Raw genomic sequence first — 15081 nt, 5'->3', positions numbered from 1 at the left:
GTCTCGCTAGTGCTCCAACTCGTCGAGCGCCCCCAGCTGTTGCAGCAGTCCCAACTGGTCGTGCTGCCACCACAGCTCGGCGATCCTGCCGTTGCCGCCGAAGCGGAAGACCGTCATGCCGGTCATGGTGACCCGCCTGCCGGTGGGCGGGATGCCGAGGAACTCGCCCTGGTGCGTGGCGGTCCAGCTCCAGCGGGCGCAGACCCGGTTGCCCTGCGCCACCAGGTCCTCGACCGTGAAGGAGGCGTCGAAGGCGTCGCGCCACATGCGGAAGTCGCGGCGGATGGCGTCCAGGCCGATGGTGACCTGGGGGTTGACGGGGTCGTGGCTGTGGCAGTCCTCGTCGATCAGGTCGTTGAGCGGCGGCAGCTCACCGGCGGTCGTGAGGGTGCCGTAGAAACGGCGTACGGCGATCTCGCAGAGCTGCTCGTCCCGGACGACGTCCAGGTCCGTGAAGGTGGGCGTCCCGTCGCAGAGGGCGACCAGGTCCCGGAAGATCTCGTCGGTCTCCGGCAGGTGCGAGCTCCGCATCGCCTCCTCGTACGACGGGAACTCCACCAGCTCGACGACGTGGGCTCCGTCCGACCGGTCCTTGCCGACGACCGCGTGCGTCGCGGTCCGCCTGCCCCCGGTCTTCTCGACCCAGCTGTCCAGCAGCCGGTTCATCTCCTCGAACCGGCTGGTCCTGCAGTCGATGAGCTGTACGAAGGTCATGACGCGCCTCCGGTCCCCCGGCCTGGTCCGGCTCTCCGTCAAGGATGTCCAGGAAGGAAGGATGTCCGTGATGTCCGAGAAGCCCATTTTCCCACCCGGGCGCCGTCGTCACCTCCGTACGTCACCTCCGTACGTCACCACGTCACTTCCGTGACGTCACTGCGGGCCGTACTTGCGGCCCGTCTTCGAGGTGATCCCGCCCAGCAGGCCGCGCGGCGTCACCTTCACCAGGCCCATCAGCGCCTTGTACCGGGGGTCCGGGATGGACAGGGTCTTGCCGTGGGCCAGATCCGTCAGGGCCGCCGCGACCAGCTTGTCCGCGTCCAGCCACATCCAGTTCGGGATGTTGTCCGTGCCCATGCCGGCCCGCTGGTGGAACTCGGTGCGCACGAATCCGGGGCACAGCGCCATCAGCCGTACGCCGCTGCCGGCCAGATCGCGCGCCGCGCCCTGGGTGAACTGCACGACCCACGCCTTCGACGCGCCGTACGTGCCGCGCGGTACGAAGGCGGCCACCGAGGCCACGTTCACGACCCCGCCCCGGCCGCGCTCGCGCATCGCCGCGGTCGCCGCCGACGTCAACCGCAGCACCGCCTCGACATGCACCTTGATCATCCTGAGCTCGTCGGACATCGACACGTCCAGGAAACGGCCCTTGTTTCCGAAGCCCGCGTTGTTGACCAGCAGGTCCACGGGGTCCTTGCGGTCGCCCAGCCGAGTGGCGACCGCCTCGATGCCCGTGTCCGTCGCCAGGTCGGCCGTCAGCACCTCCGCCTCGATGCCGTGCCGGTCGTGCAGTTCGGTGGCCTGCTCCGTCAGGCGCGCGGTGTCGCGCGCCACCAGCACCAGGTTGTGCCCGTCGGCCGCCAGCCGCCGCGCGAAGGCGGCGCCGATGCCCGCGGTCGATCCCGTAATCAGAGCCGTTGTCATGCCGAAAGATTAGTGGTCCCCGGCGCGTTGTCCCGATCTCTGCACAGGCCCTCCCGATCGGTGATGTCCGCGTGTCCGTCCACATGTCCGTCCGCGTGCCGGCGGGACGATGACGGCCGGTCAGCCCGCGTGCCGACGCGCGTACTTCCGGGCCGCCGCCAGCGTCTCCGGGTGCAGCGCCGTACCCGCCGCGAGCAGCCGGGGCAGCAGCGGGCGCTCGGTCGTCATGGCCCGGAACTCCAGGCCCACGGTCACATCGTGGTCCGGACGGTGCACGATCTCGACGGGGTCGCCCGCCCGGATCTCACCGGCTTCGAGCACCCGCAGATACGCGCCCGGCGCCGCCCTGCGCGTGAACCGCTTCACCCACCCCTTCTCACCCAGATGGCCCTGGAAGGTCCGGCAGGGAATCCGTCCGCTGGTGATCTCCAGGAGCACCGAAGGACCGAGCGGCGAGCCGATGCGCCAGCGCTCGCCGATCCGCGCGCCGGTGATGTCCAGGCCGAGCGTGGTGAGGTTCTCGCCGAAGGAGCCGTTGGCCAGCGTCCGGCCCAGCTCGCGCTCCCATTCGTCGAGGTCCTCGCGCGCCACCGCGTACACCGCCTGGTCGTCGCCGCCGTGGTGCCGCGTGTCGCACACCGCGTCCCCGGCCAGCCCGCTCGCGCCGACCCCCTTCGGCCCGGGCGCCGCCACCTCGACCGGCCCGTCCACCGGCCGCTTGCCGATGCCGGTCACGCCTTCCGGCTGGTCGGTGTACGGCACGGCCTCCGGGCGGCCCAGGTTCACTGACAGAAGCTTCATGCGGGCACGGTAGGCGAGGGGTGGTCAAAGTGTCGACGCGATAATCCGCCGCTCGCCCAAGTTTCACTTATGCTCGGTGGTGTGATCGAGGCTCGTCATCTCCGTGTGCTGCGCGCCGTGGCCACCACCGGCTCCTTCTCCGCGGCGGGGCGCGAACTGGGCTGCACCCAGCCCGCCGTCAGCCAGCAGATGAAGGCCCTCGAGGCGGCCGTCGGCACCCCGCTGCTGATCCGGGCCGGCCGCGAGATGCGCCTGACCCAGGCCGGCGAGGCGCTCGTCCGGCACGCCACCGGCATCCTCGCCGGGCTCACCGCGGCCGAGGAGGAGATCGCCGCCATCGCCGGGCTGCGGGCCGGGCGGGTACGGCTCGTCTCCTTCCCCAGCGGAAGTTCCACGCTCGTGCCCACCGCGCTCGCCGCGCTGCGCGCCGCGCACCCCGGCACCCGCGTGTCCCTGGAGGAGGCCGAGCCGCCGAGGTCCGTCGAACTGCTGCGCCAGGGCGACTGCGACGTGGCGCTCGCCTTCCGCTACGAGGGGGCCGCGGGTGCGGGAGAGGGCGCCGGGGAGTGGGAGGACCTGGTCGTACGGCCGCTGCTGACCGACCGGCTCGTGGGGCTGGTGCCCGAGCGGCACCGGCTGGCCCGCGCGGGATCCGTCGCCATCGGCGAACTCGCGGGCGATCCGTGGATCGCGGGCTGCCCGCGCTGCCGCGGCCAGCTGGTCCAGGTGTGCGAGGGCGCCGGCTTCACGCCCCGTATCGACTTCGCGACCGACGACTACCCGGCGGTGGTCGGCCTGGTGGGCGCGGGACTGGGGGTCGCGGTCCTGCCCCAGCTCGCGGTCGAGTCGGTACGGCCGAGGGGCGCGCGCACCGTGGAGCTGGAACCGGCGGTGCGGCGGGAGATCGTCGCCCTCACCCTGCCCGACCTGGCACAGGTACCGGCGGTGGCGGCGACGCTGGAGGAACTGGTGCGGGCCGGGGCCCGCTGACACAAGCTGGCACAAGGGGATTCGGAGATCGCGAGGGCACGCGTGGCGCGTGCCCTGCTGCGGCTCAACGCGACCGGATAAGAAAAAACGTTCCTTCAGTTGTCCGAGGCGGTGTCCCCGCTGGTCGACGACGCCGACACCAGCCGGTTCCGTGCCCGCCCCATGAGCTCTTCGCGCTCGTCCTCGGTCAGGCCTCCCCACACTCCGTACGGCTCGCGCACCGCCAGGGCGTGTGCCGCGCACTCCGCACGGACCGGGCACCTCATGCAGACCTCCTTGGCCGAGTTCTCTCGAGCACTCCGAGCCGCCCCGCGCTCACCCTCGGGATGGAAGAAGAGCGAGCTGTCGACCCCGCGGCAGGCAGCCAGCAACTGCCAGTCCCACAGGTCCGCGTTCGGTCCGGGAAGGCGGGAGAAATCTGCCATTACGTGACCCCTTGTAGCCGTTCGTGGCGGATACGGTGCCAACGACCGTACATCTCCGATCTAAGGAGATGAAAATATGACTCATTGCGAATCTAGCTCCAGACACCTAGAAACGGGAAGAAAAGGGGCTAAATGGGGCATAGCTTGTGATGAAAAGTTGAGGGTCCGACGTTCATGTCTGCTCTGTGTCCGTTCCCTCACGTAGAGTGCCGAAGACGGCGTACAGCCCCGTAACTCTTTCGAGTGACCGTCGTTGAGAGTGCGGAGGCGGTTGAGAACACAAGCGCTCGGGCGGGCGTCCGAGACGGTCGACCGCACAGGTGACGATTCCGTACCAGCCTGGAGGCTCAAGGTGACGCGCATCAGCTGCGGAGGACGGCCATGACATCCGTCCTCGTCTGCGACGACTCCCCGCTTGCTCGAGAGGCGCTGCGCCGCGCGGTCGCGACCGTGCCCGGCGTCGAGCGCGTGACGACGGCGGCCAACGGCGAGGAAGTCCTCCGCCGCTGGGGCGCCGACCGCTCCGACCTCATTCTCATGGACGTGCGCATGCCCGGACTGGGCGGCGTCGAGACCGTCCGCCGCCTGCTGTCCGCGGACCCCGGCGCGCGCATCATCATGCTCACCGTCGCCGAGGACCTCGACGGCGTGGCGCTCGCCGTGGCCGCCGGGGCGCGCGGGTACCTGCACAAGGACGCCTCCCGCGCGGAGCTGCGGGCCACGGTGACGCAGGCTCTCGCCGACCCCACCTGGCGGCTCGCGCCGCGTCGGCTGCGCTCGGCCGAGATGGGCGCCGCGCCCACGCTCACCGCGCGGGAGATCCAGGTCCTGGAGGGCATGAGCCACGGCCGCTCCAACGCGGAGATCGGCCGCGAGCTGTTCCTCTCCGAGGACACGGTCAAGACCCACGCCCGCCGGCTGTTCAAGAAGCTGGGCGCCTCGGACCGCGCGCACGCGGTGGCCCTCGGCTTCCGCTGGGGCCTGGTCCGCTAGGACCCGTGCGGATCCCGGCCGGATCGCCCCGATCCGGCGTACCGGCACGCGACGCCACCCCCACGCACGGCAACGAGCGTGGGGGGCGCCCGGTCTGCCGGTCGTGCGGCCGTGCCGCTCGTACGTCTCCGCACGGGCTCGGCTCCCCGGGCTCCCCGGTTCCGGGCGGCCGGGAGGAGCCCGGCGGCCGTCGCGGTCCGGTGAGATCGTGGGCCCGGATCGCGGATGACGTGCCATACCGCACCGCGGACGCCGGTGGCAAAGCGCCCCGCCGGGCGCCTGCTGCTCGTTTCGCCGCGGATGGCGCATCCTTGAGGGTGTGGAGTTCCTCGGGGACGAGTTGGTCGAGCGGAAGGGGAGGGCGCAGGGGATGAGCTTCGGCGCACCTGCTCATAACGCTTCGGTGCACAACCACGAAGGCGGTGCCACGGATCGAACGACGTCAAGGCACCATGGACCGATGCGCGACGACCAGGCGGCACTTGCCCAAGGGGCGATCGGTGCGCTCGTCCACCGCGCCGTCGACGGCGACGAGCAGGCCACACACGATCTGCTCGCCCGGGTGCATCCGCTGGCGCTGCGCTACTGCCGCACCCGGCTGTCCCGGCTCCCGGGCGACGCCCGGCACTTCGTCGAGGACCTCGCCCAGGAGGTCTGCGTCGCGGTCCTGCTGGCCCTGCCGCGCTACAAGGACACCGGGCGCCCCTTCGAGGCCTTCGTCTTCGCCATCGCCGCCCACAAGGTCGCCGACCTCCAGCGCGCAGCCATGCGGCACCCGGGCTCGACGGCCGTGCCCTCGGACGAGATGCCCGAGCGTCCGGACGACTCCCTCGGTCCTGAGGAGCGCGCCCTGCTCAGCAGCGACGCCGAGTGGGCCAAGAAGCTGCTGGCCAGCCTCCCGGAGAACCAGCGCGAGCTGCTGCTGCTGCGCATCGCGGTGGGGTTGACCGCAGAGGAAACGGGACAGATGTTGGGAATGTCACCAGGCGCGGTCCGGGTGGCCCAGCACAGGGCGCTCAGCCGGCTGCGCGCCCTGGCCGAACAGTAGGCGGCGGCCCCGCCCTTCACGCACGTCTCCGGATGAACGCGCACCCGGGCGGTTCCGTACGAACATACGAACAGCGGAGCCTCCCAGAACCGTGGAATGAGAGAGCCGCGCTTCCCGTTAGCATGGACATCCGCACCGATCAAGGCCATTTGGGGAAGGTGTCATGACTGCCAACGTCGACGGAGTGCCCGAGAAATTCGCGACACTCGGGCTGACCTACGACGACGTGCTGCTGCTGCCGGGCGCGTCGGACATGGCGCCCGACGATATCGACACCGCCTCGTACGTCTCCAGGAACGTGCGGGTCAACATCCCGCTGCTGTCCGCCGCCATGGACAAGGTGACCGAATCGCGCATGGCGATCGCGATGGCCCGCCAGGGCGGCGTCGGCGTGCTGCACCGCAACCTGTCCATCGAGGACCAGGCCAACCAGGTCGACCTCGTCAAGCGCTCCGAGTCCGGCATGGTGGCCAACCCCATCACCATCCACCCGGAGGCCACGCTCGCCGAGGCCGACGCGCTGTGCGCCAAGTTCCGCATCAGCGGCGTCCCCGTCACCGACCCCGCCGGGAAGCTGCTCGGCATCGTCACCAACCGTGACATGGCCTTCGAGCCGGACCGCTCGCGCCGGGTCAGCGAGGTCATGACGCCGATGCCGCTGGTCACCGGCAAGGTGGGCATCTCCCGCGCGGACGCCATGGAGCTGCTGCGCCGCCACAAGATCGAGAAGCTGCCGCTGGTCGACGACACGGGCATCCTCAAGGGCCTGATCACGGTCAAGGACTTCGTCAAGGCGGAGCAGTACCCCAACGCGGCCAAGGACGCCAAGGGACGGCTGCTGGTCGGCGCGGCGGTCGGCGTGGCCGGTGACTCCTTCGAGCGCGCCCAGGCCCTGATCGAGGCGGGCGTCGACTTCATCGTCGTGGACACCGCGCACGGCCACTCCCGGCTGGTCGGCGACATGATCTCCAAGATCAAGTCGAACTCGTCCGGTGTCGACGTCATCGGTGGCAACATCGCCACCCGCGACGGCGCCCAGTCCCTCGTCGACGCGGGCGCCGACGGCATCAAGGTCGGTGTGGGCCCGGGCTCCATCTGCACCACTCGCGTGGTCGCCGGCATCGGCGTCCCGCAGGTCACCGCCATCTACGAGGCCTCGCTGGCGGCCCGGGAGGCCGGCATCCCGGTCATCGGCGACGGCGGCCTCCAGTACTCCGGCGACATCGCCAAGGCCCTGGTCGCGGGCGCCGACACGGTGATGCTGGGCTCGCTGCTGGCCGGCTGCGAGGAGTCCCCGGGCGAGCTGCTGTTCATCAACGGCAAGCAGTTCAAGTCGTATCGCGGCATGGGCTCGCTGGGCGCCATGCAGTCGCGCGGCGACCGCAAGTCCTTCTCCAAGGACCGCTACTTCCAGGAGGGCGTCGCCTCCGACGAGCAGCTGATCCCCGAGGGCATCGAGGGCCAGGTGCCCTACCGCGGCCCGCTGTCCTCCGTCGTCCACCAGCTGGTCGGCGGCCTGCGCCAGTCGATGTTCTACGTCGGTGGCAGGACCGTCCCCGAGCTCCAGGCGAACGGCCGGTTCGTGCGGATCACCTCGGCGGGTCTGAAGGAGTCCCACCCGCACGACATCCAGATGACGGTCGAGGCTCCGAACTACAGCAACAAGAAGTAGCGGCGAGCAGTGACGCACGCGCACGCGTGAGGCGTGTGCAGGGCGGCCCCGGAGCCTCCGGGGCCGCCCTTGTCGTGGGTGTCGGCGATACTGGAAGACGCTGCAACGCATCAGGGAAAGGCCACAGACGTGACTGAGATCGAGATCGGGCGCGGCAAGCGCGGCCGCCGGGCGTACGCCTTCGACGACATCGCCGTCGTCCCCAGCCGCCGTACGCGGGACCCGAAGGAGGTCTCGATCGCCTGGCAGATCGACGCCTACCGCTTCGAGCTGCCCTTCCTGGCCGCCCCCATGGACTCGGTCGTCTCCCCGGCCACGGCCATCCACATCGGCGAGCTGGGCGGCCTGGGGGTGCTCAACCTCGAGGGCCTGTGGACGCGGTACGAGGACCCGCAGCCGCTGCTCGACGAGATCGCCGAGCTGCCCGCCGGGGCCGCGACCCGCCGCCTTCAGGAGATCTACGCCGCTCCCATCAAGGAGGAGCTGATCGGCGCGCGGATCAAGCAGGTGCGTGACTCGGGCGTGGTCACCGCCGCCGCCCTCTCCCCGCAGCGCACCGCCCAGTTCTCCAAGGCCGTCGTCGACGCGGGCGTGGACATCTTCGTCATCCGCGGCACGACGGTCTCGGCGGAGCACGTGTCGTCCTCGCACGAGCCGCTGAACCTCAAGCAGTTCATCTACGAGCTCGACGTCCCGGTGATCGTCGGCGGCTGCGCCACCTACACCGCGGCCCTGCACCTGATGCGCACCGGCGCGGCCGGTGTCCTGGTCGGCTTCGGCGGTGGCGCCGCGCACACCACGCGCAACGTGCTCGGCATCCAGGTCCCGATGGCCACCGCGGTCGCCGACGTGGCCGCCGCCCGCCGCGACTACATGGACGAGTCCGGCGGTCGGTACGTGCACGTGATCGCGGACGGCGGCGTCGGCTGGTCCGGCGACCTGCCCAAGGCGATCGCCTGCGGCGCCGACTCCGTGATGATGGGCTCCCCGCTGGCCCGCGCCACCGACGCGCCCGGCAAGGGCCACCACTGGGGCATGGAGGCCGTCAACGAGGAGCTGCCGCGCGGCAAGAAAGTCGACCTGGGCACGGTGGGCACGATCGAGGAGGTCCTCACGGGCCCCTCGCACACCCCTGACGGCTCCATGAACTTCTTCGGCGCCCTGCGGCGGGCCATGGCCACGACCGGGTACAGCGAGCTGAAGGAGTTCCAGCGGGTCGAGGTGACGGTGGGGGACTCGCAGCACAAGCGGTAGCTCCACCGCGTCCACGGCCCACGCCAGGGGCCCGGTCACCTGCTCCCGCGGGCGCCCGGGCCCCTTCGCACGTGCCGGGCGTCCGCGCAGGTGGGGGCGCGTAGTGCGGGACGGGGGCGCACGGTTGCCTTCGGGCCGAATACGCGGGGAACGGGCCGTGTCGGACCGGTCATGTCCGTGACCGGCGACCCGGTTCTCTGGAGCGCCCCTTCCAAGAACACGGTCCGGACCCCGCCCTCGGGGCCCGGCCCGATTCCGACGGACCGCCTCACCGGGCCAATGGGCGGCATCGCGGAAGGGGGCGCGCCCATGGGCCGTCACCGCAAGCCCACCCGCTGGACCGCATCCGGCTTCGGCTGGTGAAGTTCGGGAGGAGATGGATCTTGCGGATTCACGGCCGCTGAGCGGCCACCCCTACAGAGACTGGGGGTGGACACTCCGCTTGGCGGTCAGGGGCCTGCCGCAGTGGCCTCTGCGGTGGGCTCCACCAGTTTCGTACGGACCGGCGGAAGGCACCGCACGCTACCAGCCGCAGAGGCCCGAAGCGTCCGCGCGCGCCCCTTTCACAACCGATGCGCCGCCCCCGTGGGCGCGGCCCCCCGTGTGTCCAGCAGCAGCTGCGCCTTCACCGACAGGCCCTGGAGGTCGTACGTGCGGTGCTGCTGGAGCAGGATCGTCAGGTCGGCGTCGGCCACCGCCTCGTACAGGCAGTCCGCGCGGGGGACGGGCCGGTCACGGACGCTCCACGCGGGCACGTACGGGTCGTGGTAGCTGACCGAGGCGCCGAGGCCCGTCAGCCGGACGGCGATCTCCTCGGCGGGCGTGCCCTGGAGGTCGGCGAGGTCGGCCTTGTACGTGACGCCGAGCAGCAGGACCCGGGCGCCCCGCGCCGACTTGCCGTGCTCGTTCAGCAGGGCGGCGGCGCGCTGGACGACGTAGCGCGGCATGCGGCCGTTGACCTGCTCGGCGAGTTCCACCATGCGCAGCCCGCAGCCCGCATGGCCCGACAGGTCCTGCGCGAGGCCGTGGCCGCCGACGCCGGGGCCGGGGCGGAAGGCCTGGAAGCCGTACGGCTTGGTCTCCGCGCAGCGCACGACGTCCCACAGATCGACGCCCAGGTCGTGGCAGAGCACGGCCATCTCGTTGACCAGGGCGATGTTGACGTGCCGGTAGTTGGTCTCCAGGAGCTGGACCGTCTCCGCTTCCCTCAACCCTCGTGCGCGCACCACCTTGTCGGTCAGCCGCCCGTAGAAGGCCGCGGCCGACTCGGTGCAGGCCGGGGTGAGGCCGCCGATCACCTTGGGCGTGTTGGCCGGGGTGATCCCGCGGTTGCCGGGGTCGACGCGGCTGGGCGAGTAGGCGAGGTGGAAGTCGCGGCCCGCCCGCAGCCCCGAGCCCTTCTCCAGCAGCGGGAGCAGGAACTCCTCCGTCGTCCCGGGGTGCGCGGGCGACTCCAGGATCACGGTGGTGTGCGGGCGCATCTGCCCGGCGAGCGCGCGGGCGCCGGCATCCACCTGGCTCAGGTCGATCCCGCCGTCCGCGCCCCGCGGGGTCGGCGCGCAGATCACCGCGGTGCGCACCCGGCCCAGTTCGGCCGGGTTGGTGGCGGGCCGGAAGCCCTCCGCGAGCATCCGGCGCAGTTCGGCGGGGCTGAGGGAGCCGGACTCGTTCCCGGTGCGGTACCCGAGGGTGGGGATGCCGGCGGAGACGGCGGCCTGGGCCAGGGGCAGTCCGAGCGGGCCGAGTCCGATGACGGCGAGATCTGCGGGCATGGCGTGGGCGGTCCTTCCCGATAACCGAGGCGTGGCGGGCACGCAAGTCCTGTGGACAAGACGAGCGAGCGCAATGTCAGACTAGGAGTAAATATGACCGTTATGTGGGATTGACCAGCGTGTTTCTCGGTACGCCCGCGGAGTTGTCCACAGGCTGGGGGTGACTGGTGGCTGAAGGCGGGCAACCCGGTCAGAATTTGGGCATGGGCAGGAGGTGGGGGGACACGCTAGAGGCATGGGGGATGGGAACGGGCTTCGCCCGACGGGTGCGGCCGGCGCGACCGACAGCGGGAGGCAGCGGTGAGGACAGCGACACTGGGGCCGGCGCAGCGCGCCGAGGCACTCGCGGGAATGGCCGAGCGGGAGCTGGACATCCTCGTCGTGGGCGGAGGCGTGGTCGGTGCCGGCACCGCTCTGGACGCCGTCACCCGCGGCCTGGCCACCGGCATAGTGGAGGCGCGTGACTGGGCGTCGGGCACGTCGAGCCGCTCCAGCAAGCTGATACACGGCGGACTGCGCTATCTGGAGATGCTCGACTTCGCACTGGTCCGGGAGGCGCTGAAGGAGCGCGGCCTGCTGCTCGAACGCCTCGCCCCCCACCTGGTCCGCCCGGTGCCGTTCCTCTACCCGCTCCAGCACCAGGGCTGGGAGCGCCTGTACGCCGGGTCCGGCGTCGCCCTGTACGACGCCATGTCGATGGCCCGCGGCCACGGCCGGGGACTGCCGCTGCACCGTCACCTGACCCGCCGTCACGCCCTGCGGGTGGCTCCCTGCCTGCGCAAGGACGCCCTGGTCGGCGCCCTTCAGTACTACGACGCCCAGATGGACGACGCCCGCTTCGTCGCCACCCTGGTGCGCACGGCGGTGTCGTACGGCGCGAAGGCCGCCAACCGCGCCCGCGTCACCGGATTCCTGCGCGAGGGCGAGCGGGTCGTCGGCGCGCGGGTACGGGACGTGGAGGGCGGCGGAGAGTACGAGATCCGCGCCAAGCAGATCGTCAACGCCACCGGGGTGTGGACCGACGACACCCAGGCGATGGTGGGGGAGCGCGGTCAGTTCCACGTCCGGGCCTCCAAGGGCATCCACCTCGTCGTGCCCAAGGACCGCATCAACTCCACCACCGGGCTGATCCTGCGCACCGAGAAGTCCGTGCTCTTCGTGATCCCCTGGGGCCGGCACTGGATCGTGGGCACCACCGACACCGACTGGGACCTCGACAAGGCGCATCCGGCCGCCTCCAGCGCCGACATCGACTATCTCCTGGAGCACGTCAACTCGGTGCTCGCGGTGCCGCTCGGCCGCGACGACGTGCAGGGCGTCTACGCGGGTCTCAGGCCGCTGCTGGCCGGTGAGTCCGACGCCACCAGCAAGTTGTCGCGCGAGCACACCGTGGTCCATCCGGTGCCCGGCCTCGTCGTGATCGCGGGCGGCAAGTACACGACCTACCGGGTGATGGCCAAGGACGCCGTCGACGAGGCGGTGCGCGGCCTCGACCTGCGCGTCGCCGACTGCGTCACCGAGGAGATCCCGCTGCTCGGCGCCGAGGGCTACCCGGCCCTGTGGAACGCGCGGGCGCGCATAGCCGCCGAGACCGGCCTCCATGTGGTGCGCGTGGAGCACCTGTTGAGGAGGTTCGGGTCGGCGGCGCGGGAGGTGCTCGCCCTTGTCGCCGAGGACCCGACGCTGGGCGCTCCTCTCAAGGCAGCCGACGACTATCTGCGCGCCGAGATCGTCTACGCCGCCTCCCACGAGGGCGCCCGGCACCTGGACGACGTACTGACCCGGCGTACGCGCATATCCATCGAGACCTTCGACCGGGGCACGCGCAGCGCCCGGGAGGCCGCCGAGCTGATGGCGCCGGTGCTGGGCTGGGACAAGGACCAGATCGAACGCGAGGTCGAGCACTACGAGAAGCGGGTGGAGGCCGAGCGGGAGTCGCAGCGCCAGCCCGACGACCTGACCGCCGACGCGGCCCGGCTGGGAGCACCGGACATCGTGCCGTTGTGAACCGGCCGGGGCCCGGCCGGCCGTCCCGCGCGAGACGCACGACACGTGCCGCGAGGGTCCGGCGCAGATTATGGCCGGAATGGTCCGAAGGGTCGGCACCCATGGCTGCCTTGTTGTCACGGCCCGTCATTCCCGCGCGTACCACGGGCGGTTCGGCCCCGCCCCCGGGGTGTCTTCAGGGGCCCCCTGGGCATCGCGTGCTTGTCGGGTGAGAGACAATGGAGGCTCTGTCAGGGCGGGTTGCATGAGGGGACGCATGTCGGACGCGGAGCGGGCGGGCACACCCCGTCAGGACACTCGTCAGGACTCTCTGCAGGACAGGAGCGAGCGTCTTCTCGCCGGGCGCTACCGGCTGGGGAAGGTGCTCGGCCGTGGCGGCATGGGCACGGTGTGGCGGGCCGAGGACGAGACCCTGGGCCGGACCGTGGCCGTCAAGGAGCTGCGGTTCCCGTCGAACATCGACGAGGACGAGAAGCGGCGGCTGATCACGCGTACGCTGCGCGAGGCCAAGGCGATCGCGCGCATCCGCGACACCAGCGCCGTGACCGTCTTCGACGTGGTCGACGAGGACGACCGCCCGTGGATCGTCATGGAGCTCGTCGAGGGCAAGTCCCTCGCCGAAGTCATCCGCGAGGACGGGCTGCTGGAGCCGCGGCGGGCGGCCGAGGTCGGGCTCGCGGTCCTCGACGTGCTGCGCTCCGCCCACGGCCAGGGCATCCTGCACCGCGACGTGAAGCCGTCCAACGTGCTCATCGCCGACGACGGCCGGGTCGTCCTCACCGACTTCGGCATCGCGCAGGTCGAGGGCGACCCGTCCATCACCTCCACCGGCATGCTCGTCGGCGCCCCCTCCTACATCTCCCCGGAGCGGGCCCGCGGGCACAAGCCCGGACCGGCGGCCGACCTGTGGTCGCTCGGCGGCCTGCTCTACGCGGCGGTGGAGGGCACGCCGCCGTACGACAAGGGCTCGGCGATCGCCACCCTGACCGCGGTGATGACCGAACCGCTGGAGGAGCCCAGGAACGCCGGCCCGCTCAGGGACGTGATCCACGGGCTGCTCAACAAGGATCCGGTCGAGCGGCTCGACGACGCGGGCGCCCGGGCCATGCTCAACGCCGTCGTCAACGCGCCCGAGCAGAAGGACACCGAGCCGGAGCCGCCCGCGGACGCGACCAAGGTCGTCCCGCTGCCCCCGCAGCCGGACGGGCGTTCCCGCAAAGGCGGTTCGGGACGTTCCGGTTCCGGTTCGGGTTCCGGGAGCAAGCGGGGCGAGGAGGCGGGCGATCGGCTGCGCGGGGCGTTGCGCTCGGTGCGCAAGACCGCCGTGGCGGCGGGGCCGAACCCCTCGGCGGCAGCCGGGGCCGGTTCCGACTCGGCATCCGGCGGCACGGGTCCGGCGGGCTCCGGCTCCGCGGGCGGGGCCGGCGCGGAGCCGGCGGAGGCCGGGACGCAGGCCGCGTCCGCCTCGGGCAGTGGTGCCGGTGGTGCGCAGGCGGGGCGGCCCGGTTCGGGGTGGCCCGTGATGACCCCGCCGGACCTGGACCTGCCGCCGCGCCCGGCGCCCAGGGCGTCGCTCACCGACGTGGTGCCGCGGCGGACGCTGGTGATCGTCGCAGTGGTCGTGGTGCTCGCGGTGATCGGCACGGTGCTCGCCTTCATGCTCGGCGGTGACGACAAGGGCGGCGACGACAAGAACGCGGCCGACCGCACGGCCGCCACCGCCGGTTCGTCCGCGGGCGCCTCCACCAGGAAGGACGCGAGCGGCGAGGCCGCCACGGGCGGGGACCGGTCCGGCTCCGGGACGGAGGCCGACGGCTCCGGCGGCACACCGGCCACGGACACCGACGCCGGGAAGTCGGGCGAGGGCTCCGGTGCGGATTCCGGTTCTGGTTCCGATTCCGGTTCCGGTTCCGATTCGGGTTCCGGTTCCGGCGGGGACAGGTCCGGGGACGACGACGGTGCCGCCGTGGCGTCGACGTACAGGGGTGCTCAGGGCTTCTCCATCGGGCTGCCCGAGGGCTGGAAGTACGCGAGCACCGACTCCGCGGGGGTCCGCTTCACCGGCCCCGACGGGCAGCGGCTGCTCGTCGCCTGGACGACCACGCCCAAGGGCGACCCGGTGGCCGACTGGACCAACCAGGAGAAGTACATGGTGCGCTCCCAGTACAAGCGGGTGCGCATAGAGAAGGTGGAGTACCGCGGCTGGAACACCGCCGACTGGGAGTTCACCTACGCCGACGGCGGGACCAAGTACCGGACCATAGACCGCGGGTTCGTGGTGAACGACCACCTCGGGCACGCGCTGATGTACAGCGCGAAGGCCGCGACGTGGAACAGCGACCTGCGCGAGAGCACCTTGAAGACGCTGACGGGGACCTTCCAGCCCAAGAAGTAGTGAGCGGATCGGTCCCGCCGTCCGTCCCCGGGGCTCCCGGTTCGGCGTGCGAGATCTGGCATCCCGACTTTGCGGGTTGC

The 15081-nt window shown here is 71.5% G+C and carries 12 protein-coding genes; 7 read left to right on the top strand and 5 right to left on the bottom strand.

Annotated elements, in window-relative coordinates; genetic code table 11:
* Positions 1 to 6: 6 nt before the first annotated feature.
* From ACFY3J_RS31465 to ACFY3J_RS31455, 3 genes are all read right to left on the bottom strand, one after another.
* A complete protein-coding gene (locus ACFY3J_RS31465; protein ID WP_384175818.1) occupies positions 7 to 714 on the bottom strand; it encodes an ester cyclase in 708 nt (235 codons plus the stop codon).
* Between the two features lie 156 nt (positions 715 to 870).
* Entirely contained in the window at positions 871 to 1644 is a 774-nt protein-coding gene (locus ACFY3J_RS31460; protein ID WP_384175816.1) for an SDR family NAD(P)-dependent oxidoreductase, read from the bottom strand.
* Between the two features lie 120 nt (positions 1645 to 1764).
* On the bottom strand, positions 1765 to 2445 hold the full coding sequence (locus ACFY3J_RS31455; RefSeq protein WP_384175814.1) for an MOSC domain-containing protein: 681 nt from the start codon (positions 2443 to 2445) through the stop codon (positions 1765 to 1767).
* Positions 2446 to 2526: 81 nt separating this feature from the next.
* On the opposite strand from ACFY3J_RS31455, the gene ACFY3J_RS31450 reads away from it, so the two are divergent.
* The gene (locus ACFY3J_RS31450; RefSeq protein WP_281155840.1) at positions 2527 to 3435 is read left to right on the top strand and encodes a LysR family transcriptional regulator; all 909 of its coding nucleotides are present in this window, start codon (positions 2527 to 2529) and stop codon (positions 3433 to 3435) included.
* A gap of 95 nt (positions 3436 to 3530) precedes the next feature.
* Here ACFY3J_RS31450 and ACFY3J_RS31445 read toward each other — a convergent pair whose 3' ends face one another.
* Positions 3531 to 3860, bottom strand: coding sequence for a WhiB family transcriptional regulator (locus tag ACFY3J_RS31445; RefSeq protein WP_358733963.1), 330 nt, complete (start codon positions 3858 to 3860; stop codon positions 3531 to 3533).
* 381 nt (positions 3861 to 4241) lie between these two features.
* Between ACFY3J_RS31445 and ACFY3J_RS31440 the strand changes: the two genes are divergently transcribed.
* The 4 genes from ACFY3J_RS31440 to ACFY3J_RS31425 all read left to right on the top strand — a co-directional run bounded on the left by ACFY3J_RS31440 (position 4242) and on the right by ACFY3J_RS31425 (position 8827).
* Positions 4242 to 4853, top strand: coding sequence for a response regulator transcription factor (locus ACFY3J_RS31440; protein WP_003948568.1), 612 nt, complete (start codon positions 4242 to 4244; stop codon positions 4851 to 4853).
* 460 nt (positions 4854 to 5313) lie between these two features.
* Positions 5314 to 5901 (top strand): sigma-70 family RNA polymerase sigma factor, encoded by a 588-nt coding sequence (locus ACFY3J_RS31435; RefSeq protein ID WP_100569800.1) that lies wholly within the window; start codon positions 5314 to 5316, stop codon positions 5899 to 5901.
* Positions 5902 to 6064: 163 nt separating this feature from the next.
* Positions 6065 to 7573: an IMP dehydrogenase gene (gene guaB, locus ACFY3J_RS31430; protein WP_384175811.1), complete on the top strand. Its 1509-nt coding sequence runs from the start codon at positions 6065 to 6067 to the stop codon at positions 7571 to 7573.
* 129 nt (positions 7574 to 7702) lie between these two features.
* The gene (locus ACFY3J_RS31425; RefSeq protein ID WP_225077949.1) at positions 7703 to 8827 is read left to right on the top strand and encodes a GuaB3 family IMP dehydrogenase-related protein; all 1125 of its coding nucleotides are present in this window, start codon (positions 7703 to 7705) and stop codon (positions 8825 to 8827) included.
* A 563-nt stretch (positions 8828 to 9390) separates the two neighbouring features.
* On the opposite strand, the gene ACFY3J_RS31420 is transcribed toward ACFY3J_RS31425, so the two are convergent.
* On the bottom strand, positions 9391 to 10599 hold the full coding sequence (locus ACFY3J_RS31420; protein WP_390842258.1) for a nucleotide sugar dehydrogenase: 1209 nt from the start codon (positions 10597 to 10599) through the stop codon (positions 9391 to 9393).
* A 300-nt stretch (positions 10600 to 10899) separates the two neighbouring features.
* Here ACFY3J_RS31420 and ACFY3J_RS31415 point away from each other — a divergent pair, with 300 nt between their 5' ends.
* Both ACFY3J_RS31415 and ACFY3J_RS31410 read left to right on the top strand, forming a co-directional pair.
* Positions 10900 to 12606, top strand: coding sequence for a glycerol-3-phosphate dehydrogenase/oxidase (locus ACFY3J_RS31415; RefSeq protein WP_384175806.1), 1707 nt, complete (start codon positions 10900 to 10902; stop codon positions 12604 to 12606).
* Positions 12607 to 12862: 256 nt separating this feature from the next.
* Positions 12863 to 15001, top strand: coding sequence for a serine/threonine-protein kinase (locus tag ACFY3J_RS31410; protein WP_390842257.1), 2139 nt, complete (start codon positions 12863 to 12865; stop codon positions 14999 to 15001).
* Positions 15002 to 15081: the final 80 nt, after the last annotated feature.

The organism is Streptomyces sp. NPDC001231, assembly GCF_042896885.1.
Taxonomy (GTDB): domain Bacteria; phylum Actinomycetota; class Actinomycetes; order Streptomycetales; family Streptomycetaceae; genus Streptomyces.
This window is presented reverse-complemented; position numbering and strand designations above follow the sequence as displayed.

Coding starts and splice junctions, on each gene's coding strand:
- ACFY3J_RS31465 (WP_384175818.1), bottom strand. CDS start 714: ATGACCTTCGTACAGCTCATCGACTGCAGGACCAGCCGGTTCGAGGAG.
- ACFY3J_RS31420 (WP_390842258.1), bottom strand. CDS start 10,599: ATGCCCGCAGATCTCGCCGTCATCGGACTCGGCCCGCTCGGACTGCCC.
- ACFY3J_RS31410 (WP_390842257.1), top strand. CDS start 12,863: ATGTCGGACGCGGAGCGGGCGGGCACACCCCGTCAGGACACTCGTCAG.
- ACFY3J_RS31460 (WP_384175816.1), bottom strand. CDS start 1,644: ATGACAACGGCTCTGATTACGGGATCGACCGCGGGCATCGGCGCCGCC.
- guaB (WP_384175811.1), top strand. CDS start 6,065: ATGACTGCCAACGTCGACGGAGTGCCCGAGAAATTCGCGACACTCGGG.
- ACFY3J_RS31440 (WP_003948568.1), top strand. CDS start 4,242: ATGACATCCGTCCTCGTCTGCGACGACTCCCCGCTTGCTCGAGAGGCG.
- ACFY3J_RS31455 (WP_384175814.1), bottom strand. CDS start 2,445: ATGAAGCTTCTGTCAGTGAACCTGGGCCGCCCGGAGGCCGTGCCGTAC.
- ACFY3J_RS31445 (WP_358733963.1), bottom strand. CDS start 3,860: ATGGCAGATTTCTCCCGCCTTCCCGGACCGAACGCGGACCTGTGGGAC.
- ACFY3J_RS31435 (WP_100569800.1), top strand. CDS start 5,314: ATGCGCGACGACCAGGCGGCACTTGCCCAAGGGGCGATCGGTGCGCTC.